Raw genomic sequence first — 25380 nt, 5'->3', positions numbered from 1 at the left:
TCAACACGCAAGTGTTCGACGGCATGCGTTCGAACTTGCTTATAGATAGAAAGACGCAGGTCACGGCCCGCGACAAAGGCCGCAGTTTGAACCTCGTGCCCTGAGCCTGACAACCCTCGGTCGCACGATCTTCAGCGCTTTACCCGCCTGCTTGAGCATGCGCAGTGACAGGCGCACCCAATCACAGGATAATGCGCCATCTTTTTCGGCGGCTCTGCCTTGCGGGCTGCCCGATACGTTTGCTTGTTTGGCCGCCTTAGCCTGACAACCCTGGAGTGTCTGGTTTGATCGTCTTCCGTTATCTATCCCGCGAAGTCCTGTTGACCTTGAGCGCCGTCAGCGCCGTGCTGTTGGTCATCATCATGAGCGGTCGCTTCATCAAATACCTCGCCCAGGCGGCCTCTGGTCTCCTGGATCCGGGCTCGCTATTCCTGATCATGGGTTTCCGTCTGCCGGGTTTCCTGCAACTGATTCTGCCGTTGGGCCTGTTTCTCGGGATCCTGCTGGCCTACGGTCGCCTGTACCTCGAAAGCGAAATGACCGTGCTGTCGGCCACCGGCATGAGCCAGCAGCGCCTGTTTGCCATGACCCTTTTTCCAGCCACCCTGGTCGCATTGGTGGTGGCATGGCTGAGCCTGAGCCTGGCGCCACAAGGCGCCAATCAATTCCAGTTGCTGCTGAACAAGCAGGATGCCCTGACCGAGTTCGACACCCTCGAGCCGGGTCGTTTCCAGGCACTGCGCGACGGGACACGGGTGACCTACACCGAAACGCTGTCGGATGACCGCATCAACCTAGGTGGCGTATTCATTTCGCAAAAAAACGTCTCGTCCGATAACAAGGATCGCGGGATTTCCGTGCTGGTGGCCGAGAAGGGCCGTCAGGAAATTCGCCCCGACGGTAACCGTTACCTGATTCTCGACAATGGCTATCGCTATGACGGCAATCCGGGACAGGCTGATTACCGGGCGATCAAGTACGACGAGTACGGCGTATTGCTGCCCAAGCCGGACGTCAGCGATGAAGTGACCGACCGTGACGCGATGGCCACCAGTACCCTGATCGCCAGCGATGACATTCGCTCCCGCACCGAACTGCAATGGCGTCTATCCCTGCCATTGCTGGTCTTCATCGTGACCCTGATGGCGGTGCCGCTGTCGCGGGTCAATCCGCGTCAGGGCCGTTTCCTCAAGCTGTTGCCGGCGATTCTTCTTTATATGGCTTACCTGAGTATTCTGATTGCCGCTCGTGGCGCCCTTGAAAAAGGCAAGATTCCGGCTGTTCTAGGGTTGTGGTGGGTTCACGCGATATTCCTGGCGATTGGCCTGGGCTTGCTCTATTGGGAGGCAATGCAATTGAAATTGGCGAGTCGCCGCAGCGCGCTGGAGATGGCTCGTGGATAAGCTCGATCGCTACATTGGTAGCAGCGTGTTCGTGGCAATTCTGGCGGTGCTGGGGATCATTCTCGGTCTGGCGACGCTGTTCGCGTTCATTGATGAAATGAGTGAGGTCAGCGATACGTACACCTTGATGGACGTGTTGATCTACGTCTTGCTGACCGCGCCGCGTCGTCTTTACGACATGTTGCCGATGGCGGCGTTGATCGGCTGCCTGATCGGCCTCGGCAGCCTGGCCAGCCACAGCGAGCTGACCATCATGCGCGCTGCGGGCGTGTCGATCGGGCGAATCGTCTGGGCGGTCATGAAGCCAATGCTGATCCTGATGGTGGTGGGTGTGCTGATCGGCGAATATGTTGCGCCGGCTACCGAAGTCACCGCTCAGGCCAATCGCTCCCTGGCTCAGGGCAGCGGCGACGCGCAAAGCGCCAAGCATGGCCTGTGGCACCGTCAGGGGGACGAGTTCATTCATGTCAACTCCGTGCAGCCAAACGGTTTGCTGTATGGCGTGACCCGTTATCGCTTCGACGATCAGCGCCACATGCTGTCCTCGAGCTTCGCCAAGCGCGCCGAATTCGACAAGGATCACTGGCAGCTCAGCGATGTCACGACGACGTTATTCCATGACAAGAACACCGAAGTGGTGACCGCTCCGGTCGAGCGCTGGAACGTGGCGTTGAGCCCGCAACTGCTGGATACCGTGGTGATGTCGCCCGATTCGCTGTCGATCAGTGGTCTGTGGGGGTACATCCACTACCTGGCTGACCAGGGCTTGAGCAATGGTCGTTACTGGCTGGCATTTTGGGTCAAGGTGTTGCAACCGCTGGTTACCGCCGCGCTGGTGCTGATGGCGATTTCATTCATCTTCGGTCCGTTGCGCTCGGTGACCCTCGGTCAGCGGGTGTTCACCGGCGTGCTGGTGGGCTTTACCTTCCGCATCGTTCAGGATTTGCTCGGTCCTTCGAGCCTGGTCTTCGGTTTCTCGCCACTGTTTGCGGTGCTTATTCCGGCGGGTGTTTGTGCCTTGGCCGGGGTCTGGTTGTTGCGCCGGGCCGGTTGAACAAGGGTTTCTCCTGACCTTGCAGGTCACTCAAAACGCCCCTGTCGCAAGACCGGGGCGTTTTTGTAGGCGCCGTCTGACCTGCGAACGTGACGCTTGCGCCGTGGATCAGGTACAATTCCCGGCTATTTTTCGGCGGGCTATGCCTGCAGCCTTTTTGAGTGTTGATCCGTGAGTGATTTGAGTCATATCCGCAATTTCTCCATCATCGCCCACATTGACCATGGCAAGTCGACGCTGGCCGATCGCTTCATCCAGATGTGTGGCGGCCTTGCCGAGCGCGAAATGGAAGCCCAGGTTCTGGACTCCATGGACCTGGAACGTGAACGCGGGATCACCATCAAGGCCCACAGCGTCACCCTGTATTACACCGCTCGCGATGGCATCAAGTACCAGCTGAACTTCATTGACACCCCGGGCCACGTTGACTTCACCTACGAAGTCAGCCGGTCGCTGGCGGCCTGTGAAGGCGCGTTGCTGGTGGTCGATGCCGGTCAGGGCGTTGAAGCGCAGTCGGTAGCCAACTGCTACACCGCGATTGAGCAGGGCCTGGAAGTGATGCCGGTCCTGAACAAGATCGACCTGCCTCAGGCCGATCCGGACCGCGTGAAAGAAGAAATCGAAAAAATCATCGGCATCGATGCCACCGACGCGGTCGAGTGCAGTGCCAAGACCGGTCTGGGCGTCGACGAAGTGCTGGAACGTCTGGTCAAGACCATTCCTGCGCCGACCGGCAACTATGAAGATCCGCTGCAAGCGTTGATCATCGACTCCTGGTTCGACAACTACCTGGGCGTTGTTTCCCTGGTGCGCGTGCGCCACGGTCGTGTGAAGAAGGGCGACAAGATCCTGGTCAAGTCCACCGGCAAGATCCACCTCGTGGACAGCGTCGGTGTCTTCAACCCGAAACACACCGCCACCGTTGACCTGAAGGCCGGCGAAGTGGGCTTCATCATCGCCGGCATCAAGGACATTCACGGTGCACCGGTGGGTGACACCCTGACCTTGAGCTCCACGCCGGACGTCGACGTGCTGCCAGGCTTCAAACGCATTCAGCCGCAGGTTTACGCCGGCTTGTTCCCGGTCAGCTCCGACGACTTCGAAGACTTCCGTGAAGCCCTGCAAAAGCTCACGCTCAACGACTCGTCCCTGCAATACACCCCGGAAAGCTCCGACGCACTGGGCTTCGGCTTCCGTTGCGGGTTCCTCGGCATGCTGCACATGGAAATCATCCAGGAGCGCCTGGAGCGCGAGTACGACCTGGACCTGATCACCACGGCGCCGACGGTAATTTTCGAGCTGCTGCTGAAAACCGGTGAAACGATTTACGTCGACAACCCGTCGAAGCTGCCAGACCTGTCCTCGATCGAAGACATGCGCGAGCCGATCGTGCGGGCCAATATTCTTGTGCCGCAAGAGCACCTGGGCAACGTCATTACCCTGTGCATCGAGAAGCGTGGCGTACAGCACGACATGCTGTTCCTCGGTACCCAGGTTCAAGTGACCTACGATTTGCCGATGAACGAAGTGGTCCTGGACTTCTTCGACCGTCTGAAATCCACCAGCCGTGGCTATGCTTCGCTGGATTACCATTTCGATCGTTATCAATCGGCTAATCTGGTGAAACTGGATGTGCTGATCAACGGTGACAAGGTCGACGCCCTGGCGTTGATCGTGCACAAGGATAACGCGCATTACAAAGGTCGCCAGTTGACCGAAAAGATGAAAGAACTGATTCCACGTCAGATGTTCGACGTCGCGATCCAGGCCGCCATTGGCGGGCAGATTATTGCGCGGACCTCTGTCAAGGCGCTCAGAAAGAACGTATTGGCCAAATGCTACGGCGGTGACGTTAGCCGTAAGAAGAAACTGCTTGAAAAGCAAAAGGCCGGTAAGAAACGCATGAAGCAAGTCGGTAACGTGGAAATTCCACAAGAAGCCTTCCTTGCAGTGCTCAGGTTGGATAGTTAGGTCCTATGTCACTAAATTTCCCGCTGTTGCTGGTCATCGCCGTGTTCGTCTGCGGCCTGTTGGCGTTGCTCGATCTGGTTTTCCTGGCGCCGCGTCGGCGTGCCGCCATTACCTCCTATCAGGGCAGCGTCAGCCAGCCTGATGGGGTGGTGGTCGAGAAACTGAACAAAGAGCCGCTGCTGGTCGAATACGGCAAGTCGTTCTTCCCGGTGTTGTTCATCGTGCTGGTACTGCGTTCGTTCCTGGTGGAACCGTTCCAGATTCCTTCCGGCTCGATGAAACCGACCCTGGACGTTGGCGACTTCATTCTGGTGAACAAGTTTTCTTACGGGATCCGCTTGCCGGTGATCGACAAGAAAGTCATCGAAGTCGGTGATCCACAGCGCGGCGATGTGATGGTGTTCCGTTACCCTAGCGATCCGAACGTCAACTACATTAAACGTGTGGTGGGCCTGCCGGGTGACCAGATTCGTTACACCGCCGACAAGCGTCTGTTCGTCAACGGTGAGTCGATTGCCGAACAACTGGTCGGCTCCGAGCCGGGCACGTTGGGCAGCGCTGAGCTCTACAAGGAAAAACTCGGCGTCGCCGAGCACCTGATCCGCAAGGAAATGAGCCGTTACCGCGCAATGCCGGACCATTCGTGGACCGTGCCTGCCGGGCACTACTTCATGATGGGCGACAACCGCGACAACTCGAACGACAGTCGCTTTTGGGATGATCCGAGCATTCCCAAGGATCTGCTGGGCATGGTTCCCGACAAGAATATCGTCGGCAAGGCCTTCGCAGTCTGGATGAGCTGGCCGGAACCTAAACTCAGTCACCTGCCGAATTTCTCGCGGGTTGGCCTGATCAAGTAATCACACACGGCGCTGTTGAACACAGCGCCGAATGCATTTTTGGAGCCGGCACAATCGGCATCAGAAGCATGAAAACAATGATATTCAGGACGTTATTTTTGAACACAGCGTTAATTGTCCCAAGCCTGCGCCGCATCACGGCGATGGCGGTGGAATCCAACCACGAACTCAGCGTGGGTAAACCGTGAGCGTCTCCTTAAGCCGTCTCGAGCGTCAGCTCGGCTACACCTTCAAGGATCAGGAACTGATGGTTCTGGCCCTGACTCACCGCAGCTTTGCCGGGCGTAACAACGAACGCCTGGAATTCCTCGGTGATGCCATCCTTAACTTCGTCGCTGGCGAGGCGCTGTTCGATCGCTTCCCGCTGGCTCGCGAAGGTCAGTTGTCGCGCTTGCGCGCACGCCTGGTGAAAGGCGAGACCCTGGCCGTACTGGCTCGCGGTTTCGATCTGGGCGAATACCTGCGCCTGGGTTCCGGTGAATTGAAAAGCGGCGGTTTCCGTCGCGAGTCGATTCTGGCCGATGCTCTGGAAGCGCTGATTGGTGCGATCTACCTGGATGCCGGCATGGACATGGCGCGCGAGCGTGTGTTGGCCTGGCTGGCCGGGGAGTTCGAAGGCCTGACGCTGGTCGACACCAACAAAGATCCAAAAACCCGCCTGCAGGAATTCCTGCAATCGCGTGGTTGTGAGCTGCCACGTTACGAAGTGGTGGATATCCAGGGTGAGCCACATTGCCGGACGTTCTTCGTCGAATGTGAAATCACCTTACTGAATGAAAAAAGCCGAGGTCAGGGTGTGAGTCGTCGTATTGCCGAACAGGTAGCGGCCGCCGCAGCACTGATTGCCCTGGGTGTGGAGAATGGCAATGACTGATTCAACTGCAACTCGCTGTGGCTATGTTGCCATTGTCGGCCGTCCCAACGTGGGCAAGTCCACGCTGCTGAACCACATCCTGGGTCAGAAACTGGCGATCACCTCGCGCAAACCGCAAACCACCCGCCACAACATGCTCGGCATCAAGACTGAAGGCGCCGTGCAGGCGATCTACGTCGACACCCCAGGCATGCACAAAGGTGGCGAGAAAGCCCTGAACCGCTACATGAACAAGACCGCTTCGGCGGCGTTGAAAGACGTCGACGTGGTGATCTTCGTGGTTGACCGCACCAAGTGGACCGACGAAGACCAGATGGTCCTCGAGCGCGTTCAATACGTGACCGGCCCGCTGATCGTGGCGCTGAACAAGACTGACCGCATCGAAGACAGAGCCGAGCTGATGCCGCACCTGACCTGGTTGCAGGAACAGTTGCCGAACGCGCAGATCATGCCGATCTCGGCCCAGCACGGGCATAACCTCGAAACCCTGGAGCGCGTGATTGCCGGTTACCTGCCGGAAAACGATCACTTCTTCCCGGAAGACCAGATCACCGACCGCAGCAGCCGCTTCCTCGCCGCTGAACTGGTACGCGAGAAAATCATGCGCCAGATGGGCGCCGAGCTGCCGTACCAGATCACCGTCGAAATCGAAGAGTTCAAGCAACAGGGCAAAACCCTGCACATCCATGCCTTGATCCTCGTCGAGCGCGACGGCCAGAAGAAAATCATCATTGGCGACAAGGGCGAGCGGATCAAACGCATCGGCACCGAGGCGCGCAAGGACATGGAGTTGCTGTTCGACTCCAAGATCATGCTCAACCTTTGGGTCAAGGTGAAAGGCGGCTGGTCCGACGACGAACGCGCCTTGCGTTCGCTGGGTTACGGCGACCTGTAAATCGTCTGGCAGCACATAGATCCACTGTGGGAGCGGGCTTGCTCGCGAAGAGGATGTAACATTCAGCATTGATGTTGACTGTCACACCGCCTTCGCGAGCAAGCCCGCTCCCACATTGGTTTTGGGTTGTCTGAAAAACTGCAATCCTTCATCGAGAGCTTTATGTCCCAACCCCCCGGCCAACCCGCTTTCGTGCTCCACAGTCGCGCCTACCGCGAAAACAGCGCGCTGGTGGATTTCCTCACGCCGCAAGGTCGGCTGCGGGCGGTGTTGCGCAGTGCTCGGGGCAAGGCCGGAACGCTGGCGCGGCCATTCGTGCCGCTGGAGGTCGAGTTCCGTGGGCGTGGTGAATTGAAGAACGTCGGTCGCATGGAAAGCGCCGGTGTTTCCACCTGGCTCAATGGTGAGGCGTTGTTCAGCGGTCTCTACCTCAATGAGCTGTTGATTCGGCTGTTGCCGTCCGAAGACCCGCATCCCGCTGTGTTTGACCACTACGCTGCGACCCTGCTTGCGCTTGCCGAAGGTCGTCCGCTGGAACCGTTGTTGCGTTCCTTCGAGTGGCGGCTGCTCGATGATCTCGGTTACGGTTTTGCCTTGACCACCGACATCCATGGCGATCCCATTGCGCCGGACGGTCTCTACCGTCTGCAAGTGGATGCGGGGCTCGAACGGGTCTACCTGCTGCAACCCGGTCTGTTCAACGGCACCGAACTGTTGGCCATGGCCGATGCAGATTGGTCAGCCCCTGGCGCACTATCGGCAGCCAAGCGCTTGATGCGCCAGGCACTGGCCGTTCATCTGGGCGGTCGTCCCTTGGTGAGTCGCGAGTTGTTTCGCAAGCCCTGATCACCCCGTATGCTGTGCGCCGAACTTTTCCATTTTCAGGAGCGCTTCCGTGACCACCAGCAATCGCATTCTTCTTGGCGTGAACATCGACCACGTTGCCACCCTGCGTCAGGCCCGGGGCACGCGCTATCCGGATCCGGTCAAGGCAGCTCTGGACGCGGAAGAGGCGGGCGCTGACGGCATCACCGTGCACCTGCGCGAAGACCGTCGGCACATACAGGAACGCGACGTGTTGCTGCTCAAGGATGTGCTGCAAACCCGCATGAACTTCGAAATGGGCGTCACCGAAGAGATGATGGCGTTCGCCGAACGCATTCGTCCGGCGCACATTTGCCTGGTGCCGGAAACCCGTCAGGAGCTGACGACCGAAGGTGGTCTGGACGTGGCGGGGCAGGAAGCGCGGATCAAGGCGGCGGTGGATCGCCTGTCAAAGATCGGCTGTGAAGTGTCGCTGTTCATCGACGCTGACGAGCGGCAGATTGAAGCGTCCCGTCGTGTTGGTGCGCCGGCTATTGAGCTGCATACCGGTCGTTATGCCGATGCCGAGACGCCGACCGATGTGGCTGAAGAGCTCAAGCGTGTGGCGGATGGCGTGGCGTTTGGTCTGGCTCAAGGTTTGATCGTCAACGCAGGCCACGGTCTGCACTACCACAACGTTGAAGCCGTCGCGGCGATCAAGGGCATCAACGAACTGAACATCGGTCATGCGCTGGTGGCTCATGCGTTGTTCGTCGGGTTCAAGTCGGCTGTTTCCGAGATGAAGGCGCTGATTCTGGCTGCCGCAAAAGCCTAAGCCGAACACAAAACCAAAATGTGGGAGCGGGCTTGCTCGCGAATGCGGAATATCAGTCAACTTATCTGTTGAATGACACACCCCATTCGCGAGCAAGTCGAATCGTCGCACCGCCGCTCCCACATTGGATTGTGGCCTGGCGTTAAAGCTGTGGGGTTTCCTGATTCGGTTTGGTCTTGTCGACCCCCGGCACATGCAGGTTGCCCTCGGCGACCTGATTGCCTTCCAGCTGCGGTTGCGTCACCCACGTCAGGATGTCGTAGTAGCGGCGGATGTTCGCCACGAAGTGAACGGGTTCGCCGCCACGGGCATAGCCGTAACGGGTTTTGCTGAACCACTTCTTCTCAGACAGGCGGGGCAGGATCTTTTTCACGTCCAGCCACTTGTCCGGGTTCAGTCCTTCCTTGGCCGCCAGTTTGCGCGCGTCATCCAGGTGACCGCTGCCAACGTTGTAGGCTGCCAGTGCAAACCATGTGCGATCCGGTTCCTGGATCGACTCATCCAGCTGTTCCTTCATGTAAGCCAGGTACTTGGCGCCGCCCATGATGCTTTGTTTGGGGTCCAGTCGGTTGGATACACCCATGGCCTGCGCGGTGTTCTGGGTCAGCATCATCAGGCCGCGCACGCCGGTCTTCGACGTGACGGCCGGTTGCCATAGCGATTCCTGATAGCCGACCGCGGCCAGCAGGCGCCAATCGACTTTCTCTTTCTTGGCGTACGCCTTGAAGTGCTGTTCGTATTTGGGCAGACGTTGCTGCAAGTGTTGGGCGAAGGTGGTGGCGCCCATATAACCCAGTACATCGACGTGCCCGTAATAGCGGTCTTTCAGGCGCTGCAGGGTGCCGTTTTTCTTCACCTTGTCGAGGTAGTCGTTGATCTCGTTGAGCAAGCTGTTGTCGTCGCCAGCGGCCACTGCCCAGCTCTGGTTGCTGGCATCACCGAGGTCGAAGGCCACTTGTATGTTGGGGAAGTAGACCTGGTTCATCGCGACTTCGTTTGAATCGACCAGGGTCAGATCGATCTGACCTTCATCGACCATCCGCAGCAAGTCGACGACTTCAACGGCGTCGGACTCTTCGTATTCAATGCCGGGAAATTTCTTTTTCAGCTCCGCCAACTGCTCGGCGTGAGTGCTGCCCTTGAGCACCATGATCTTCTTGCCCACCAGATCCTTCGCGTCGGTCGGCCGGGATTGGCCGTTGCGATAGATGATCTGCGGGGTGACTTCGAGATAGGAGTGGGAAAACCGCACCTGCTTTTTACGTGCTTCGCTGCTGACCAGGCCGGCAGCAGCGATCACCGGGCCGTTGGGTTTGCCCACCTGGTTAAACAGGTCGTCGAGGTTGTCGGCGGTTTCGATTTTGAGTTCCACCCCCAGATCGTCGGCGAAGCGCTTCACCAGCTCGTATTCGAAGCCGGTTTCACCGTTGCGATCCTGAAAGTAGGTGGCGGGGCTGTTACGGGTAACCACCCGCAGCACGCCATCCTCCTTTACGCGCTCCAGCGTGTTGGGTTTATCAACACAGCCACTGAGCACCAGGAAGAGTCCGGTTGCGATCAGCCATTTGGCGAACCGCGGACGCAAAGCCGTTGGGGAAAACATCTGCGCAGTATACGCAAAGGACCACGAGCGCCATATCTCGACAGCGAAGGGCTTGTCTGCTAGGCAGCTGAAAACCGCTCCGGAGCCCGCAGGAATGGGCCCGAGCAGCATTTTGTGACAGAAAAAATAACGCTCGGCGCGCGCCTGTTTGAGGTCCGAACACCCGGCCCGACGCCCGGGTGCAGCCGCCCGTACCGTTTCGGGTGATGTCGCGGCCTGTTTAGGCTAGAATGCACGGCCTCAAAGCACACCCCTTCCCGAGGCTGTCCCGAAGATGTTGATCCTGCGCGGCGCTCCTGCCCTTTCTGCCTTTCGCCACAGCAAACTCCTTGAGCAACTGAGCCAGAAAGTCCCGGCTGTCAGCGGCTTGTATGCTGAATTCGCTCACTTCGCCGAAGTTACCGGCGTCCTGACCGGCGACGAACAGCAGGTGCTCGCGCGCCTTCTGAAGTACGGCCCAAGTGTTCCGGTACAAGAGCCAACCGGTCGTCTGTTCCTGGTGTTGCCGCGGTTCGGCACCATCTCGCCATGGTCCAGTAAAGCCAGCGACATCGCTCGCAACTGCGGCCTGACGAAAATCCAGCGTCTTGAACGCGGCATCGCCTTCTACGTCGCCGGCCAGTTCAGCGACGCCGAAGCACAGTTGATTTCCGACACCTTGCACGACCGCATGACGCAGATCGTTCTGGCCAACCTTGAACAAGCCGCCGGCCTGTTCAGCCACGCCGAGCCAAAGCCGCTGACCGCGATCGACGTGTTGGGTGGCGGCCGCGCCGCGCTGGAAAAAGCCAACACCGAGCTGGGCCTGGCCCTGGCCGAAGACGAGATCGACTACCTGGTCAACGCCTTCGTCGGCTTGAAGCGCAACCCGCACGACATCGAATTGATGATGTTTGCCCAGGCGAACTCCGAGCATTGCCGTCACAAGATCTTCAACGCCAGTTGGGATATCGACGGTCAGAGCCAGGAAAAAAGCCTGTTCGGCATGATCAAGAACACCTACGTGATGCACAGCGAAGGCGTTCTGTCGGCTTATAAGGACAACGCTTCGGTGATCGTCGGTAACGTCGCCGGTCGTTTCTTCCCGGACCCTGAAACCCGCCAGTACGGCGCGGTGCAGGAACCGGTGCACATCCTGATGAAAGTCGAAACTCACAACCACCCGACTGCGATTGCCCCGTTCCCGGGCGCGTCCACTGGTTCCGGTGGCGAGATTCGCGACGAAGGCGCAACCGGTCGCGGTGCCAAGCCAAAGGCTGGCCTGACCGGCTTCACCGTGTCCAACCTGCAAATCCCGGGTTTCGAACAGCCGTGGGAAGTGCCGTACGGCAAGCCTGAGCGCATCGTCACTGCGCTGGACATCATGATCGAAGGCCCACTGGGTGGTGCCGCGTTCAACAACGAATTCGGTCGTCCGGCCCTGACCGGTTACTTCCGTACCTTCGAACAGTCGATCACCACCCCGCGTGGCGACGAAGTTCGCGGTTACCACAAGCCAATCATGCTGGCTGGCGGTATGGGTAACATCCGTGCCGAACACGTGCAGAAAGGCGAGATCACCGTTGGCTCCAAGCTGATCGTGCTCGGCGGCCCTGCGATGCTGATCGGTCTGGGCGGCGGCGCCGCTTCCTCCATGGCCACCGGCACCAGCTCGGCGGATCTGGACTTCGCCTCCGTACAGCGCGAAAACCCTGAGATGGAACGTCGCTGCCAGGAAGTCATCGACCGTTGCTGGCAGTTGGGTGAACACAACCCGATCAGCTTCATCCACGACGTCGGCGCAGGCGGTCTGTCCAACGCCTTCCCGGAACTGGTCAACGATGGCAACCGTGGCGGTCGCTTCGAACTGCGTAACATTCCAAACGACGAGCCGGGCATGGCCCCGCACGAAATCTGGAGTAACGAATCCCAGGAACGCTACGTTCTGGCAGTCGGTCCGGCTGACTTCGAACGCTTCCAGGCGATCTGCGAACGCGAGCGTTGCCCGTTCGCCGTCGTCGGCGAAGCCACTGCCGAGCCGCAACTGACCGTCACCGACAGTCACTTCGGCAACAGCCCGGTGGACATGCCACTCGAAGTGCTGCTGGGCAAAGCCCCGCGCATGCACCGTTCGGCCGTTCGTGAAAACGAAATGGGCGACGATTTCGATCCGTCGACCCTGGAGATCGCAGACTGCGTTGAACGCGTCCTGCATCACCCGGCCGTTGCGAGCAAAAGCTTCCTGATCACCATCGGCGACCGCACCATCACCGGCCTCGTGGCCCGTGATCAGATGGTCGGCCCGTGGCAGGTTCCGGTAGCCGACGTTGCCGTCACCGCCACCAGCTTCGACGTTTACACCGGTGAAGCCATGGCCATGGGCGAGCGTACTCCGCTGGCACTGCTGGACGCTCCGGCGTCGGGCCGCATGGCCATCGGCGAAACCCTGACCAACATCGCGGCTTCGCGCATCAACAAGATCTCCGACATCAAACTGTCGGCCAACTGGATGTCCGCTGCCGGTCACCCAGGCGAAGATGCGCGTCTGTACGACACCGTGAAAGCGGTCGGCATGGAATTGTGCCCGGACCTCGGTATCACCATTCCTGTGGGCAAGGACTCCATGTCCATGGCCACGCGCTGGAACGACGAGGGCGTCGACAAGACCGTGACCTCGCCGATGTCCCTGATCGTGACCGGTTTTGCGCCAGTGGCTGACATCCGTCAGACCCTGACGCCGGAACTGCGCATGGACAAGGGCACCACCGACCTGATCCTGATCGATCTGGGCCGTGGCCAAAACCGCATGGGCGCCTCGATCCTGGCCCAGGTTCACGGCAAGCTCGGCTCGCAAGCACCGGATGTCGACGACGCCGAAGACCTCAAAGCCTTCTTCGCCGTGATCCAGGGCCTCAACGCCGACGGTCACCTGCTGGCTTACCACGACCGTTCCGACGGTGGTCTGTTGACCAGCACCGTGGAAATGGCCTTCGCCGGTCATTGCGGTTTGAGCCTGAACCTCGACGGTCTGGCAGAAACCTCTGCCGACATCGCTGCAATCCTGTTCAACGAAGAACTGGGCGCCGTGATCCAGGTTCGCCAGGACGCTACTCCAGACATCCTCGCGCAGTTCAGCGCTGCCGGTTTGGGTGACTGCGTGTCGGTGATCGGTCAGCCGATGAACAACGGCCAGATCAGCATCACCTTCAACGGCGAAACCGTGTTCGAAGGTCAGCGTCGTCTGCTGCAACGTCAGTGGGCCGAAACCAGCTACCAGATCCAGCGTCTGCGTGATAACGCCGACTGCGCCGAACAAGAGTTCGACGTGCTGCTGCAAGAAGACAACCCAGGCCTGAGCGTCAAGCTGAGCTACGACGTCAACCAGGACGTCGCCGCGCCTTACATCAAGAAAGGCATCCGCCCACAGGTTGCCGTGCTGCGTGAGCAGGGCGTCAACGGTCAGGTGGAAATGGCGGCCGCGTTCGACCGCGCCGGTTTCAACGCGATCGACGTGCACATGAGTGACATTCTGGCCGGCCGTGTCGACTTGAACGAGTTCAAAGGTCTGGTCGCTTGCGGCGGTTTCTCCTACGGCGACGTTCTCGGCGCCGGCGAAGGCTGGGCCAAGTCCGCGCTGTTCAACAGCCGTGCTCGCGATGCTTTCCAGGGCTTCTTCGAACGTAACGACAGCTTCACTCTCGGCGTGTGCAACGGTTGCCAGATGATGTCCAACCTGCACGAACTGATCCCGGGCAGCGAGTTCTGGCCGCACTTCGTGCGTAACCGTTCCGAGCAGTTCGAAGCCCGTGTGGCGATGGTTCAGGTCCAGGAATCGAACTCGATCTTCCTGCAAGGCATGGCCGGTTCGCGTATGCCGATCGCTATTGCTCACGGTGAAGGTCATGCCGAGTTCGCCAGCGAAGAAGCGTTGCTGGAAGCTGATCTGTCGGGTTGCGTGGCGATGCGTTTCGTCGACAACCACGGCAAGGTCACCGAAAGCTACCCGGCCAACCCGAACGGCTCGCCGCGCGGGATCACCGGTTTGACCAGCCGCGACGGTCGCGTGACGATCATGATGCCGCACCCGGAGCGTGTGTTCCGCGCGGTGCAGAACTCGTGGCGTTCGGAAGACTGGAACGAAGACGCGCCTTGGATGCGTATGTTCCGTAATGCTCGTGTTTGGGTTAACTAAGAGCGGGTTAACTGAAGGCTATGTATAAGCTTTCCTTTTTTGTTCCGGCCAGTCATGTGGAACAGGTCAAAAGTGCCGTATTCGCCGCTGGTGGCGGACGGATTGGTGCTTACGACCATTGCGCATGGCAAGTGCTCGGCCTTGGCCAGTTTCGTCCATTGGATGGCAGTCAGCCGTTTATTGGTGCAGCGGGGCAGGTCGAGCAGGTTGAGGAATGGAAGGTTGAGCTTGTCGTGGCGGATGAGTTGATTCGTTCTGTGGTGATGGCTCTGAAGCAGAGTCATCCCTACGAGACGCCGGCTTATGAGGTGTGGCGGTTGGAGGATTTTTGATCTGCCTGCCGCTGAAATGAGAAACCCGCTGATGAATATCAGCGGGTTTTTTGTTGCCTGCGATTTGGAGCGAGGCGGCCTGGAAGCCGGCCTGGCTTTTGTTGATCGAGTACATATCCATTTCTGCGGTAACGGCCACTTAGGGTTTCGCCCTTACGGCGACTCACTTTTTTTTCAAACGCCAAAATAAAGTAAGCAAAAAAAGGCTCGCCCCGAGCGTCCGGCCCCTCGCTTAGGCTCGGCGTTCCTTCGTTCCGGTATCCATCCGGGGACACTGCCCTCCGGTCTGCTTCGCGACGACCTACATGCAGCGTGTTCGACTGCGTCGAACGGCGCTGCGCGCCACTCCCCGGATGAACACCTCCACTCAGCCTCCCGATGGGGCGGGTGGATCAAGGTCAAGAGCTGCAGGCGAGCTAACGCTCGGCCTGTTGAGTGGTGAGGAGCGAGACGGGTATGCACTGCTTTGCTTTTTGTGGGAGCGAGCTTGCTCGCGATGCGCCCCAACGCAGGCATTGCCAAGCGAATCTCATCGGCAATGCTGTCTGCCATCGGCCGGATCACGACCTGCAAACTCGCACCCTTACCCGGGCGCTGTATCCAGCGTCCCCTCGCCACATAAATCCCCTCGCCACAGAGGTTGAGTCGCCTGAAAGGTTTGAGCTAGAGCCATCTCCGTGCGAATGCAGGCTGGATAGGGGGAAGACGATGCACCATTACCGTGCAATACTCCGCGACGTTTCATTGGCGAATAATCCTACGTAAGGCAGGTAATGCCCCTCCGTAAACCCGGCTTTTCCCGAGAGTTCTCGCTAAATGTTGTGGTTTATAGAGTGAAATGCCCTGTAGGAAGCTTTTTATACTGCACGCCCCGCTGATCTTGCAGGTTTTGTCCTACAAGACAGGTTTGCCCACGAAGCAGGCCCGGTTTCGCAGAAGCAATGGCCCATCGGTCAGCGCTTCGACACTCGGTGGTCATATCCAATAACAAGATGAGGTGTACCCCTATGCCAGTTGGCAATCACCTGCCCAATGGCGAGACCGCTCAAGGCGGCCCGCTCAAACGCGAACTCGGCGAACGGCATATTCGCTTGATGGCACTCGGTGCCTGTATCGGCGTCGGTCTGTTCCTCGGTTCGGCCAAGGCCATCGAGATGGCCGGTCCGGCAATCATGCTTTCCTACATCATCGGCGGTCTGGCGATCCTGGTGATCATGCGCGCCCTCGGCGAAATGGCGGTGCACAACCCGGTCGCCGGCTCCTTCAGTCGGTATGCTCAAGACTACCTCGGCCCATTGGCGGGCTTCCTGACCGGTTGGAATTACTGGTTCCTGTGGCTGGTGACCTGCGTTGCGGAAATCACCGCGGTGGCGGTGTACATGGGCGTCTGGTTCCCCGATGTGCCGCGCTGGATCTGGGCGCTCGCTGCGTTGATCAGCATGGGCTCGATCAACCTGATCGCGGTGAAAGCCTTCGGTGAGTTCGAGTTCTGGTTCGCCCTGATCAAGATCGTCACCATCATTGCAATGGTGGTTGGCGGGATCGGCGTGATCGCGTTCGGCTTCGGCAACGACGGCGTGGCGCTGGGGGTTTCCAATCTCTGGGCGCACGGCGGCTTCATGCCCAACGGCGTGCAAGGCGTGTTGATGTCCCTGCAAATGGTGATGTTCGCCTACCTCGGCGTCGAGATGATCGGCCTGACCGCCGGTGAAGCGAAGAACCCGCAGAAAACCATTCCCAATGCCATCGGCTCGGTGTTCTGGCGGATTCTGCTGTTCTACGTCGGCGCGCTGTTCGTGATTCTGTCGATCTACCCGTGGAACGAAATCGGCACCCAGGGCAGCCCGTTCGTGATGACCTTCGAGCGTCTGGGCATCAAGACTGCCGCCGGCATCATCAACTTCGTGGTGATCACCGCGGCGCTGTCTTCCTGCAACGGTGGCATCTTCAGCACCGGGCGCATGCTGTACAGCCTGGCGCAGAACGGTCAGGCCCCGGCCGGTTTCGCCAAGACCTCGAACAACGGCGTGCCGCGTCGCGCCTTGCTGCTGTCGATCGGTGCCTTGTTGCTGGGCGTGCTGCTCAACTACCTGGTGCCTGAGAAAGTGTTCGTCTGGGTGACGGCGATTGCCACCTTCGGCGCGATCTGGACCTGGGTGATGATCCTGCTGGCCCAGCTCAAGTTCCGCAAAGGCCTGAGCGCCAGCGAGTGTGCCGGCCTGAAATACAAGATGTGGTTGTACCCGGTCAGCTCGTATCTGGCGCTGGCGTTTTTGGTGCTGGTGGTCGGCCTGATGGCGTACTTCCCGGACACTCGCGTGGCGTTGTATGTGGGCCCGGCGTTCCTGGTCCTGCTGACGGTGTTGTTCTACGTGTTCAAGCTGCAACCGACCAATGTGTCGCAGGGTGCGGTGCGTTCGGCGTCGTAAGGCGTAACGCTTGAAATGAAAAAGCCCCGGTCCATTGGCCGGGGCTTTTGCATTTCAGGCTGTGGCGGTTTGCACTGATCGGTTCAGGCGTTTATTGAAGTCCAGCCACGCGCCCAGCAACGCCATCACCCCGGCACCCACCAACGCTGTGAAAACCTGCATGGCAAACGCATCGTCGGTCAGGGCGTTGAGCATGTCCGCCAAGGGCGCCAACAGCACGCCGAGGCAGAAAACTTCCAGTGAGTAGCGCCCCATGCGACAGCATTGCTGCGCCAGCCAGTTTTGTGTCCAGCCGTTGCCGGGCAAGAGCCTGGCGGTGACATAAGCCAGCGCCAGGAAGTGCAGCAGACGGACCGGCGACAGATCGGTCTTGCTGATCGGGTACAGCAGGTTGCTCAGGCTGGCTGGCATCAGGGCATCGTGTATTTCCGACCACCGCCAGGAGACAGTAATCACGCCGGTCACCACCACGTACACCGCCGCGCTGACAAACAAGGGCTGGCGCAACAGCGGGCGAGTGTCGGGCAACCGTGGCCGCAGCCCGTGAATCGCCGCAAAGCCGCCGAGGATAAACAGCAGTTGCCAGGTGACGGGGTTGAAGTACCACACACCGTCCTTGATGGCCGCAAGGTTCCAGCCAAACCGCGGTGCCAGCAAGTACACCGCCAATGACACCGCCACGACCGCCCACGGCTTGCGCACCAGCAACGGCAGGACCAGTGGCAATCCCGCCAGCAGCACGATGTACAGCGGCAGCGGGTCCATCAGGTTCGGCTTGAAGCGCAGCAGTAACTCATCCGTCAACGCTTGCTGGGGGTTGGTGATGAAGTGATGCAGGCCCATTTCCTCCACCAGATCGCGGGTTTCCACATGGCTGTTGGCGAAGAACACGATGCCCATCAGCATGGCCAGCAGGAAAATATGGACCACGTAGAGCACCCAGGCGCGCCGCAGAATCTTCACGCAGGCGATCAGGTAGCCATCGCGCGCAAGGATTTTGCCGTAGGCCAGAACGGCCGCGTAGCCGGCGAGAAACACGAATATTTCTGCGGCATCGCTGAAACCGACATTGCGCAGGGTGATTTGGCCAAGGGGGTTGTGAGGCACGTGATCCCAAAAAATGAAGATCAGTGCCAGGCCGCGAAAAAAGTCGATTCGGTGGTCGCGCTCAAACGTCATGACGGCGGGCTCGTGAACGGGTGTTGAGAATAAGGAGTAGCCGAAGGCGCCAAAGGTTGCGCGCCGCATATCGGCGGCGCGCAGGGTGGCGTGATTCGCAGGTAATTGCAAAACCGGGATATTACGGGATGTCTCCTGGCGTGAGGAAAGCCTTAACCGCTGGTCTGAAAGGCGGTCAGACCTGTGATTTCTGACAGTAGACAGGTTCAAAGTTTTATGACGTGAAACAGGAGGGTCACCATGAAACTTTTGTGGAAAGGATTTTCCAGCTACACGGTGGTCGGGGTCGCCAACACGCTGATCCACTGGCAAATTTTTTTCCTGCTGAGCGTGGGTGCCGGCCTCAGTCAGGCTGTCAGTAACCTGGCTGCCTTCTGCGTTGCTGCCTCGTTTTCCTTCTACATGAATGCGCTGTACACCTTCGATACCAAGGCGTCGGTCGGCGGTTATCTTCTATTCTTGGGAGCCATGGGGGCGCTGAGTCTGGGCGTCGGCCATGCAGGCGACGTGTGGAGACTTCACGGCCTGCTGACGGTGGCTATCTTTTCGGCATTGAGCCTGGTGCTTGGCTTTCTGTTTTCAAAGTACGTGGTCTTTCGCGAGCGTAACGCATGAAAGTCTCGTTGATCGTTCCGGTATTCAATGAAGAACAGGCGATCAGCCTGTTTTATCAGGCAGTGCGTCGCGAGTTGAGGCTTGACCAGGCCGAGATCGAAATCGTGTTCATCAACGATGGCAGTTCCGACCGGACGGCTGAGGAGGTCAAGGTCTTGGCGCAGGCCGATGAACAGGTCTTGCTGATCAACTTCTCACGCAACTTCGGCAAGGAACCGGCGTTGTTCGCCGGCCTGGAATATGCCACCGGCGATGCGGTGATTCCCATGGATGTCGATTTGCAGGACCCGATCAGCGTCATCCCGCGGCTGATTGGCGAATGGCAAAAAGGCGCGGATGTGGTGCTCGCCAAACGCCGGGATCGCACCGCCGACAGTTACCTGAAACGCCATAGCGCGTCGCTGTTCTACCGTGTGCTGAACCGTATCGCTTACACCCGCATCGAAGAAAACGTCGGGGATTTCCGGCTGATGGATCGCAAGGTGGTCAACGTGATTCGTGCGCTTCCCGAGCACCAGTTGTTCATGAAGGGCGTGCTGTCATGGGCCGGATTCAACACCGTGGTGGTGGAGTACGAGCGAGCTGAGCGAGTGGCGGGCACCAGCAAGTTCAATGGCTGGAAGCTCTGGAACCTGGCGCTGGAAGGCGTGACCTCGTTCAGTACGGTGCCGTTGCGTTTATGGACTTACGTCGGTGGCGGTATTTCGATCTTCGCAGTGCTCTACGCGGTGTACATGGTGCTGGACAAGATTTTCTTCGGCAACAGCGTCCCCGGTTACCCGTCGTTGATGACCGCCATTCTGTTTCTCGGCGGCGTGCAGCTGATCGGCATCGGCATCCTCGGTGAGTACGTCGGCCGCATCTACATCGAAGCCAAGCATCGGCCACGCTATGTGGTGAAAGACGTCGTCGGCGGCAAAGACCGGCTCGGAATTTAGCATGGGCAGGTTCAGCGACTTTTTCAGCAAGGAACTCGGGCGTCGGCAGGTCTGGCTGTTTTTTCTGTTGGCGACCTTTGTGTATGTGGTGCCGCTGATCCTCGCGGACTATCCGTATATCGACGACAACTGGCGATCGTTGTCGGCCGCGGCCGGTTCGGCCTGGGCGGAGCAGGGACGGTTATTCACCGAGCTGTTCTACAACGCACTGACCTTCAGCAATGCCGCGCCGAACATCTTTCCGCTGCCACTGTTGATCGCCTCGCTCGCCATGGCCGCGGCATTGACCAGCCTGACGTTTCATTACTACCCGCAACCGACGATTGCCTGCTGCCTGGTGCCGTTGCCGCTCTGGTACAACCCGTTCTTTCTGCAAAACCTGTCTTATCAATACGACGGGCCCGCCATGGCGTTGAGCGTGGTGGCGGTCATCTATGCGATCACCTTTCGTCATCCCTCGCGCATCGTTCATTGGCTGGTGCCTTCGTTCCTGATTGCGCTGGCGCTGGGGCTCTATCAGGTGAGCTTCAATGTGTTTCTCGGGTTGTGTTGCCTGGAAGTGCTCAGGGGCGCCAATGACAAACTGGCCTGGCCGAAGTGGTGCGAGTTGATCGGCTGGAAAATCGCTCAGGCCTTCCTGGGCTGCCTGATTTACGCCGTCAGTGCTTATCCGTTCACTCAGCAGAATCGCACCCAGCTGCTGAACTGGACCGCGGAGCCGTTGCTGCAACTGCACGTCAACATCGCCAGAGTGCTGGAAAAAGTCGTGCTGCTGTTTCACGGCGGATTTGCCTGGGTGTTCGCCGGGTTGCTGCTGTGTGCCATTGCCGGCGCGGTTCGCCTGGGGCTCAACGTCGTGGCGCGTCAGGACAGCACAGCGAACAAAATGCTGATCGGCCTGATCTGTGTGCTGGCGTTACCGGTCGTGACCTTACTGGTGTCGGGTATGGCGCTGTTTTTCCGGGACTTCAATGAAGGCGCCAGGACCCTGATGGGCTTCGCGGTCCTGTTGGTGCTGTTGTTCTATTTGAGCCATCTGGCGCTGGCACGAATCCACCAGCGGTTGCCGCTGTTGTTGATGGTTCCAATGTTGGCGATGCTTTCGCTGTCGTACGCCTATGGGCGCGTGCTGACCGTGCAGAAAGCCTTCGCGGCCAGCGCGCTATTGAGTCTTGAACACGACATCGCGTCGAATCGACAGCTGCTCGAGGCCAAGCGCATTTACATGTCAGTGACCTATTCCGATCACTGGCTGCGGGGGGCGGCGGGCTCGTTCAAGCAAATGCCGGTGCTGCACTATCTGCTGAATATCGACTTCTTCATGCTGGCCGAGAACCTGCCGAAAGTGGGCATCACGAACGTTGTTGCGGAGAAGGAACGACGTAACGCGACCCGGGTGGGTTATCAGGGTTATCCACCGGTGGTGGAGAACCTGTACTACCGAATTTATCTGCTGGGGGATTACGGTTTTATTGTCATGAAAGAGCCAGCGCCGATTAAGACGCTGCACTGGTGACGGCGGGCGTCAGAACGCATCCATCCGCACGACAATGCAATCCCTGGCCTGGTAAGCGTTGATCTGCGGTACCAGCCGCCGAAAATGCTCCGACTGGCAATGAGCATCCAGCGCCGCCTGATTCGGCCATTGTTCGATGAAGATAAAGTGCCCGGGGTCTTTTTGATCGATGAACAAGTCGTAAGCGATGCAATCAGGTCCCAGTCGAGTCTTCTCGACCAGTTCGGCGTACCACGGGCGAACGGTTTCAATGTGTTCGGGTTTGATGAAATCCTGAGCGATGACTTTCAGCATGGTGTTCTTCCTTGATGTAATGCCAACCTCCCGATGAGGTTGGCGTTCAAACGTTGTTTACGCGGCAGCCAACTCATTCGGCTCAAAACTGTCCGCCCGCGCCATCTGCCACATCCGCGAGTAAAACTCGCCATTCACTTCACCGCTCAGCAATTCCCCCGGTTTCAGGAACACATGCAACTGCGAGAACAGTTTGATCTCGGTCGCCGACATGCGCCGCACCAAATGCTTGGCCGACAATTGCGAAGGATGTTCCAACCCGGCAGCGGCGAGCATTTCGGCAAGGGCCTTGAGCGTGTTGCGGTGGAAGTTGAAGACGCGTTGGGCCTTGTCCGGAACCACCAGTGCGCGTTGGCGCAGGGTGTCCTGGGTGGCGACGCCGGTCGGGCATTTGTTGGTGTGGCAGCTTTGCGACTGGATGCAGCCGATGGCGAACATGAAGCCGCGTGCCGAGTTGGCCCAGTCGGCGCCGATGGCCAGGACGCTGGCAATGTCGAAGGCGCTGACGATCTTGCCGCTGGCGCCGAGTTTGATTTTGTCCCGCAGGTTCAGGCCGACCAGCGTGTTGTGCACGAACAGCAGGCCTTCGCGCATCGGTACACCAATGTGGTCGGTGAACTCCACGGGCGCGGCGCCGGTGCCGCCTTCCTTGCCATCGACCACGATGAAGTCGGGGAGGATGCCGGTTTCCAGCATGGCCTTGGCGATGCCCATGAATTCCCACGGGTGGCCCAGGCAGAACTTGAAACCCACCGGTTTGCCGCCAGACAGTTCGCGCAACTGCTGGATGAAGTGCATCAGTTCGATCGGTGTGGAAAACGCGCTGTGTCGCGACGGCGAGATGCTAAATTTACGCTGTGAGGCGCTATTTTCAAGCACTCAATGTGTAAAAAATGTTAGATTTTTTTAGGTCATCACATTGACAATATAACTTTTGGCTCATCTTGATTTCGATCATCCGCACTTGGGGCGTCTGCGCTTGTGCCGCGAAGCGTTCAGGGTCGAAGCGCCCGTCAGCGGTGCGGCAGCCGAAGTAGCCGCTGCCGAGTTCCCAGGTCAGGTCGCCGCCGTTTTCCCGGTGATAGGCGCTGATGCTGCCTTCGCCGGTGTCGTGGGCGAAGTTGCCGAGTTTCGCCCCCTGGTTCAACGCGCGAATGGCGTTGGCGCTGAGGGAGCCGAAGCTCATGGCCGAGATGTTGAACACGGACGCCGAGTATGGCTGCGTGCACTGCGGGCCGCCGACCGTTACCCGGAAACTGTTCGGGTCGCTCAACGGCGCCGGGCGCATGGAGTGGCCGATGAATTCGAAACCCGACTGATACACATCGATCAACGTGCCGAAGGGTTTGTCGGCGCTTTCGTTCTTGGCCCGTGAATAGACCAGCGAACGCTGGGCCCGGGAGAAGGGCAGGGCGTCGCTGTCGGATTCGAGCAGGTACTGGCGGATTTCCGGGCGAATACCCTCCACCAGATAGCGGATGTTGCCGAGGATCGGGTAGTTACGGCGCACGGCGTGAGGGCTTTGCAGCAGATCGAACAGGCCCACGAGGCTGAGAATGCCGGTGACGACGGTGATCGGCCAGAGCCAGTCGTGCTCCAGGAAGGGCAGACTGGCAAGGGTGAAAATCACACAGACGGCAAAGAAGGCGTAGCGGCTCAGGAGTGACAGGCTCATACGGTTTCCTTGGGTTCGGACTCGGTGGGGCAGTCAGGCATTTTGTGCCTGGAGAAAAATCGAAAACAGCTCTGACTGGGATTTGATCCCCAGTTTGCTGTACATGTGTTTCTTATGGACTTTCACGGTTTCGACAGAGATTTCCAGCTTACGGGCGATTTCTTTACTGGAGCAACCGCTGAGCATCAAGCGCCCGACATCCAGCTCCCGGGCGGTCAGTTGCGCGCCTTTGAGTTGCTGCACCGACGCCTCCAGCTGCACGCGCCAGTCGACTTGCGGCGGTGCCGGCGCGAGGGCCACGACTTCGTTGATTTCGTAGGGCAGGCGCTGGCGCAACAGGCCGAGCACCCAGGGTTGGATCAGCGACAGCAAGGCGATCTGCTGGCCGCTGAAACGTTGCTTGCTGCCCAGTGACAGGCACAGCGTGCGGTCGCCTTCGAGCTGGCAATTGAACTGGATTTCGTCGGCGACCACATTCAGACGAAAGTAGCGCTGGTAATACTCGGTCAGCTCGAAATGCTCCGGTGCCACTTCCGACAGGCGATAGAGCCCGGTGCGCGACTGCTCGCGACAGGCGATGTAGAACGGGTCGAGCAGGTACAAACCGCGCAGGTAATCCTGGAACAACTGATCAGGACTGCCGTCTGCACCGGGGCATTCGGCGAACACTTGCGGGTGCTGATCGGCGCTGAAAAGCAGCGCTACCCAGCTGTCGAAGGTCACGTACTGATCCAGCAACCGTACCAGCTGCGTCCAGAAATTGGGCTTGTCCAGGGCATCGATCAGTTGCCCGACCGAGCGGTGCCACGCGATGTCGTCTAACGAAAGTGTCATGCCTCTACCCCTATCGGGTTACCCCAGCGGCGTGATTTCCCGGCCGGTGGCTTGCTGCGCATACTGGCGCACAGACACCGACCGGGCAATCTTTCTGCCAGCCTGGTCAAGAACAAGGAATACCCATGAAAGTCGAACTCGCCCAGTTGGCGGGCCGTGACAACGACACGGCTTACAACCTCGAACGCGCTCTGAAGGCGATGGCTGCCTGTGCTGCCGATACGCAGTTGATCGTGTTTCCCGAAACTCACCTGATGGGCTTTCCGTCCCTCGAGGCGTTGGCCGAAACCGCCGAACCGCTGGACGGTCCGACCGTCAGCGCAGTGTTGGCTGCGGCCCGTGAACGCAACATCGCCGTGGTGATCGGCATGGCCGAGAACGACAACGGCTGCTTCTACAACACCACGCTGCTGATCACCCCCGAAGGTATCGCGCTGAAATACCGCAAGACGCACCTCTGGGCATCGGATCGCGGTGTGTTCGAGGCCGGCGACCGTTACGCCACGTGTGAGTGGAACGGTGTGCGCGTTGGCCTGTTGATTTGCTACGACATCGAGTTCCCGGAAACCGCCCGGGCCCTGGCGCAATTGGGTGCCGAACTGTTGATCGTCACCAACGGCAACATGGACCCTTACGGCCCGACTCACCGCACCGCGATCATGGCCCGCGCCCAGGAAAACCAGGCGTTTGCGCTAATGGTCAACCGGGTGGTAGAGGGCGATGGCGGGTTGGTGTTTGCGGGCGGCAGTGCGCTGGTGGATCCGCTGGGGACTTTGTTGTTCGAAGCCGGGCGCGAGGAGGGGCAGTTTGCAGTGGAGCTGGACCTGAATCAGCTGACGGCGGCGCGGCAGGATTATCGGTATCTGGATGATCAGCGGCTGCGGTTGCCTGGGGAGATTGTTGAGCATGCTTGTGGATTGCGGGAGCTGATGATTCCTAAAAACTGAAGAAGACCGATCGTTCCCACGCTCTGCGTGGGAATGCATCTACGGACGCTCCGCGTCCGCTTTTGGGACGCGGAGCGTCCCCGGCTGCATTCCCACGCGGAGCGTGGGAACGATCATTGCGCCGAACTCGGCTCTGCCATAAATCTAATAA

At 59.1% G+C, this 25380-nt stretch carries 19 protein-coding genes and 3 pseudogenes; 15 read left to right on the top strand and 7 right to left on the bottom strand.

What is annotated here, in order from left to right:
* Nucleotides 1–284: 284 nt before the first annotated feature.
* From lptF to pdxJ, 8 genes are all read left to right on the top strand, one after another.
* Nucleotides 285–1403, top strand: coding sequence for an LPS export ABC transporter permease LptF (gene lptF / locus ACYZTZ_RS22555; protein WP_461999757.1), 1119 nt, complete (start codon nucleotides 285–287; stop codon nucleotides 1401–1403).
* Complete coding sequence (gene lptG, locus ACYZTZ_RS22550) at nucleotides 1396–2457, top strand: LPS export ABC transporter permease LptG (RefSeq protein ID WP_461999756.1); 1062 nt, start codon at nucleotides 1396–1398, stop codon at nucleotides 2455–2457. Before lptF ends, lptG begins: the two co-directional genes overlap by 8 nt.
* A gap of 171 nt (nucleotides 2458–2628) precedes the next feature.
* Nucleotides 2629–4428: a translation elongation factor 4 gene (gene lepA / locus ACYZTZ_RS22545; protein WP_008151572.1), complete on the top strand. Its 1800-nt coding sequence runs from the start codon at nucleotides 2629–2631 to the stop codon at nucleotides 4426–4428.
* Between the two features lie 5 nt (nucleotides 4429–4433).
* Nucleotides 4434–5288, top strand: coding sequence for a signal peptidase I (gene lepB / locus ACYZTZ_RS22540; protein ID WP_461999755.1), 855 nt, complete (start codon nucleotides 4434–4436; stop codon nucleotides 5286–5288).
* A gap of 184 nt (nucleotides 5289–5472) precedes the next feature.
* A complete protein-coding gene (rnc, locus tag ACYZTZ_RS22535; protein WP_010463056.1) occupies nucleotides 5473–6162 on the top strand; it encodes a ribonuclease III in 690 nt (229 codons plus the stop codon).
* Complete coding sequence (gene era, locus ACYZTZ_RS22530; protein ID WP_461999754.1) at nucleotides 6155–7057, top strand: GTPase Era; 903 nt, start codon at nucleotides 6155–6157, stop codon at nucleotides 7055–7057. The genes rnc and era overlap by 8 nt, the downstream gene beginning before the upstream one ends.
* Before the next feature lie 162 nt (nucleotides 7058–7219).
* Complete coding sequence (recO, locus tag ACYZTZ_RS22525; RefSeq protein WP_461999753.1) at nucleotides 7220–7903, top strand: DNA repair protein RecO; 684 nt, start codon at nucleotides 7220–7222, stop codon at nucleotides 7901–7903.
* 49 nt (nucleotides 7904–7952) lie between these two features.
* Nucleotides 7953–8696 carry a pyridoxine 5'-phosphate synthase gene (gene pdxJ, locus ACYZTZ_RS22520; protein ID WP_095130562.1) on the top strand — a complete coding sequence of 248 codons (744 nt, stop codon included), beginning with the start codon at nucleotides 7953–7955 and terminating at the stop codon, nucleotides 8694–8696.
* Nucleotides 8697–8838: 142 nt separating this feature from the next.
* Here pdxJ and mltF read toward each other — a convergent pair whose 3' ends face one another.
* Nucleotides 8839–10299 carry a membrane-bound lytic murein transglycosylase MltF gene (mltF, locus tag ACYZTZ_RS22515; protein WP_461999752.1) on the bottom strand — a complete coding sequence of 487 codons (1461 nt, stop codon included), beginning with the start codon at nucleotides 10297–10299 and terminating at the stop codon, nucleotides 8839–8841.
* Between the two features lie 274 nt (nucleotides 10300–10573).
* Between mltF and purL the strand changes: the two genes are divergently transcribed.
* Entirely contained in the window at nucleotides 10574–14470 is a 3897-nt protein-coding gene (gene purL / locus ACYZTZ_RS22510; protein ID WP_461999751.1) for a phosphoribosylformylglycinamidine synthase, read from the top strand.
* Nucleotides 14471–14490: 20 nt separating this feature from the next.
* Nucleotides 14491–14802: an NGG1p interacting factor NIF3 gene (locus ACYZTZ_RS22505; protein ID WP_461999750.1), complete on the top strand. Its 312-nt coding sequence runs from the start codon at nucleotides 14491–14493 to the stop codon at nucleotides 14800–14802.
* A 498-nt stretch (nucleotides 14803–15300) separates the two neighbouring features.
* Here ACYZTZ_RS22505 and ACYZTZ_RS22500 read toward each other — a convergent pair.
* A pseudogene (locus ACYZTZ_RS22500) lies at nucleotides 15301–15402 on the bottom strand (hypothetical protein); the annotation flags it as partial.
* Between the two features lie 407 nt (nucleotides 15403–15809).
* Between ACYZTZ_RS22500 and ACYZTZ_RS22495 the strand changes: the two are divergent.
* On the top strand, nucleotides 15810–17231 hold the full coding sequence (locus ACYZTZ_RS22495) for an amino acid permease (RefSeq protein WP_461999749.1): 1422 nt from the start codon (nucleotides 15810–15812) through the stop codon (nucleotides 17229–17231).
* Between the two features lie 54 nt (nucleotides 17232–17285).
* Here ACYZTZ_RS22495 and ACYZTZ_RS22490 read toward each other — a convergent pair whose 3' ends face one another.
* Nucleotides 17286–18410: an OpgC family protein gene (locus ACYZTZ_RS22490; protein ID WP_461999748.1), complete on the bottom strand. Its 1125-nt coding sequence runs from the start codon at nucleotides 18408–18410 to the stop codon at nucleotides 17286–17288.
* Between the two features lie 240 nt (nucleotides 18411–18650).
* Here ACYZTZ_RS22490 and ACYZTZ_RS22485 point away from each other — a divergent pair, with 240 nt between their 5' ends.
* The 3 genes from ACYZTZ_RS22485 to ACYZTZ_RS22475 are packed head-to-tail and all read left to right on the top strand — an operon-like array spanning nucleotide 18651 to nucleotide 21479.
* A complete protein-coding gene (locus ACYZTZ_RS22485) occupies nucleotides 18651–19025 on the top strand; it encodes a GtrA family protein (RefSeq protein ID WP_461999747.1) in 375 nt (124 codons plus the stop codon).
* Entirely contained in the window at nucleotides 19022–19963 is a 942-nt protein-coding gene (locus ACYZTZ_RS22480; RefSeq protein WP_461999746.1) for a glycosyltransferase family 2 protein, read from the top strand. Before ACYZTZ_RS22485 ends, ACYZTZ_RS22480 begins: the two co-directional genes overlap by 4 nt.
* Before the next feature lies 1 nt (nucleotide 19964).
* Complete coding sequence (locus tag ACYZTZ_RS22475; protein WP_461999745.1) at nucleotides 19965–21479, top strand: glucosyltransferase domain-containing protein; 1515 nt, start codon at nucleotides 19965–19967, stop codon at nucleotides 21477–21479.
* 9 nt (nucleotides 21480–21488) lie between these two features.
* On the opposite strand, the gene ACYZTZ_RS22470 is transcribed toward ACYZTZ_RS22475, so the two are convergent.
* From ACYZTZ_RS22470 to ACYZTZ_RS22455, 4 genes and pseudogenes are all read right to left on the bottom strand, one after another.
* Complete coding sequence (locus tag ACYZTZ_RS22470; RefSeq protein WP_056742041.1) at nucleotides 21489–21773, bottom strand: putative quinol monooxygenase; 285 nt, start codon at nucleotides 21771–21773, stop codon at nucleotides 21489–21491.
* 57 nt (nucleotides 21774–21830) lie between these two features.
* Nucleotides 21831–22616 (bottom strand): annotated as a pseudogene (locus tag ACYZTZ_RS22465) (glutamate synthase-related protein); the annotation flags it as partial.
* Between the two features lie 90 nt (nucleotides 22617–22706).
* Nucleotides 22707–23448 (bottom strand): annotated as a pseudogene (locus ACYZTZ_RS22460) (glutamate synthase-related protein); the annotation flags it as partial.
* A 33-nt stretch (nucleotides 23449–23481) separates the two neighbouring features.
* A complete protein-coding gene (locus tag ACYZTZ_RS22455; RefSeq protein WP_008147857.1) occupies nucleotides 23482–24282 on the bottom strand; it encodes a helix-turn-helix transcriptional regulator in 801 nt (266 codons plus the stop codon).
* A gap of 125 nt (nucleotides 24283–24407) precedes the next feature.
* Between ACYZTZ_RS22455 and ACYZTZ_RS22450 the strand changes: the two genes are divergently transcribed.
* A complete protein-coding gene (locus ACYZTZ_RS22450; protein ID WP_461999744.1) occupies nucleotides 24408–25229 on the top strand; it encodes a carbon-nitrogen hydrolase family protein in 822 nt (273 codons plus the stop codon).
* Nucleotides 25230–25380 lie beyond the last annotated feature (151 nt).

It is taken from the genome of Pseudomonas sp. LB3P58 (genome assembly GCF_054897895.1).
Note: the sequence above shows the minus strand (reverse complement) of the source record. Positions and strands in the feature narration are given on the sequence as shown.